This window comes from Peribacillus sp. P4_C12, assembly GCF_056402095.1.
The window spans coordinates 1-2,539 of record NZ_JBFUIB010000510.1; the positions used below are offsets into that span (position 1 = coordinate 1).

The 2,539-nt window shown below is 41.0% G+C and carries 3 protein-coding genes; all 3 read left to right on the forward strand.

Annotated features, from left to right (window positions below):
* Window positions 1–87 (forward strand): hypothetical protein (locus AC1DUW_RS25690; protein ID WP_477643807.1); only part of this gene is annotated, 87 nt, incomplete at its 5' end.
* Window positions 88–162: 75 nt separating this feature from the next.
* Window positions 163–1,275: a CdaR family transcriptional regulator gene (locus tag AC1DUW_RS25695; protein WP_053347242.1), complete on the forward strand. Its 1,113-nt coding sequence runs from the start codon at window positions 163–165 to the stop codon at window positions 1,273–1,275.
* Between the two features lie 117 nt (window positions 1,276–1,392).
* A partial coding sequence (locus tag AC1DUW_RS25700; RefSeq protein ID WP_477643806.1) for an FAD-binding protein occupies window positions 1,393–2,539 on the forward strand: 1,147 nt, incomplete at its 3' end.

Sequence of the window (2,539 nt, forward strand, 5' to 3'; positions counted from 1 at the left end):
ACGATTAAACATAGCTTATTCTTATTGCTGCTTGTTTGTATAATTACCTTCTTGCAAAATGGCGTCCTATCCTGGATGATTCCATAATTTGAATGAGGCTCTCCCTTTTGAAAAGGGAGAGTCCTCTATGCTTTTATGATCTTATACGAAGGGGGGCAACTTATGCATTTAGCAGCAGTGGCAGAAAAATTAGTTCATGAGGTTCGAAAGTTGATTGATGAGGAAATCATCATTATTAATCATGTTGGCATGATTATCGCCAGCACGGATAAAAGTCGTATTGGTTCTTACCATGAAGGAGCCATCCATGCTTTTAAAAACCGTGAGAAACTGATTATCAATAAACAAGATGAACAACATTGGAAAGGGGTAAAGACGGGAATCAACCTGCCCATTTTTTTTAATCAGGAAGCCGTTTGTGTAATTGGTATTACCGGTGATCCCAAACAGGTTTCTCCATATGCAGAACTTTTAAAGAAGATGACGGAGATGTTTATTCAGGAAAGCTACCATATCGAACAAGAAGAATCGCAGTCCCGCCTGATGGAATTCTTTGTGTTTGAATGGCATCAGCTTCAAAGGTTCAATGAGTCTTTCCTTCAGAAGGCAAAGCTGCTGGGAATCGATGTTATGGTTGACCGAATTATCATTCTTGGTGAATTTCAGACAGAAAAAATCATTGAACAGCATGTGTGGAGGACGCTGCAGATTTACATAAGGCAGCAGCACCCAAAGGACATCGTAGTTCGTTGGGGAAGGAACCAGTTCGTCATTCTTTCATTAGCTGATTTTATCGGTTCAAAAACCCACCAATTAACGAAATTAAGCCAATTGCAAAAAAAACTTGAGGAAAGTTCCGGATATAAAGTGAGCGTTGGGGTTAGTTCACGTTCACCAGGTTCCGCATTTAGACAAGCCTTTTTTAAAGCAGAACGGTCCTTGAAAATTGCGCTTTCTTCATCGAATATTGTATTTGATGAGGACTTGAAGCTCGAAGTCCTGCTCGATGAAGTTACCCCTGAAACAAGACAGGAATATTTAACTCGGACGATTGAGAACCTACTTCTTAACGAGGAGTTACTTAAAACGCTGTCCATGTATTTTTCCTGTGATCTTTCTTTGAAAGAAACCGCTGCAGCCCTGCATATACACATTAATACTCTCCATTACAGGCTCAAACGTATTGAAGAGTTGACCCAATTAAATCCTAGGAAGCTGTCAGATTTAGTCACTATGTATCTAGCTGTACAAATATTAGATAAACATACAAATTAATAATATTAAAAGCCGGAAAGTCTATATGTTCATACATAGAAGATGGACTGGCTTTTTTCTATACTTAAACTACATAAAAAATTCGTGAACTATTTTTATTACATAAGGGGGATGTATATGTTAACAAAACAGGTTAAGCAACAACTACTGAGCATTGTTGGTCCGGAAAATTACGATGATTCTAAAGTGGAATGCCTTGTTTATTCATACGATGCGACGCCGGGATATCAATCGATGCCGAATGCCGTTATTAAACCAGGGTGCACGAATGAAGTGGCCGCAATCGTCAAAGTTTGTAACGAACACAAAGTTCCTATCATTCCACGCGGCTCGGGGACGAATTTGAGCGGAGGCACATGCCCAACAGAAGGGGGCCTTGTCCTTTTATTTAATCGGATGAATTCATTGATTGAAATAGACGAGGAAAACTTAACGGCTACGGTCCAGCCTGGGCTTATCACATTGGATTTGATTTCTGCGGTTGAAAAGAAGGGCTTATTTTATCCGCCCGATCCAAGTTCGATGAAGATTTCCACAATTGGCGGCAATATAAATGAGAACTCTGGTGGATTACGAGGTTTAAAATACGGGGTCACTCGTGATTATGTTATCGGGCTTGAAGTAGTTCTTCCGAATGGGGACATCATTCGAACAGGAGGAAAGCTTGCCAAGGATGTAGCCGGTTATGATTTAACAAAGCTGTTTGTTGGCTCAGAAGGCACACTTGGTATCGTAACGGAAGCGATCTTAAAACTGATTCCCATTCCGGAAACGACAAAGACCATGCTTGCTTTATATCACGACCTGGATGCTGCGGCCCAATCTGTAGCTAAAATCATTTCAAATAAAATCATTCCAGTCACCCTTGAATTTCTTGATCGGCCAACCTTGATAGTGGTTGAGGATTTCGCGAAAATCGGTTTGCCTACCAATGTGGAAGCAGTTCTCCTAATCGAACAGGATGGACCGCCAGAAGTTGTAGAACGTGATATGAAAAGAATGGCGGATATCTGTCTAGAGGAAAAAGCTGTCTCTGTTGAAATTGCTGAAACGGAACTCGACGCAGTGGCCTTGAAAACGGCGAGACGGACAGCTCTTTCTGCACTCGCACGTTTGAAACCTACGACAATTTTAGAGGATGCTACAGTACCACGTTCGGAAATTGCCAAAATGGTTAGAGCCATTAATGAAATCGCTACTAAACATAATGTGAACATTTGTACATTTGGTCATGCTGGGGATGGAAATCTTCACCCAACGTGTA

Bases quoted from the DNA above. Each gene is read 5' to 3' on its own strand.
- AC1DUW_RS25695 (WP_053347242.1), top strand. From the start codon at position 163: ATGCATTTAGCAGCAGTGGCAGAAAAATTAGTTCATGAGGTTCGAAAG.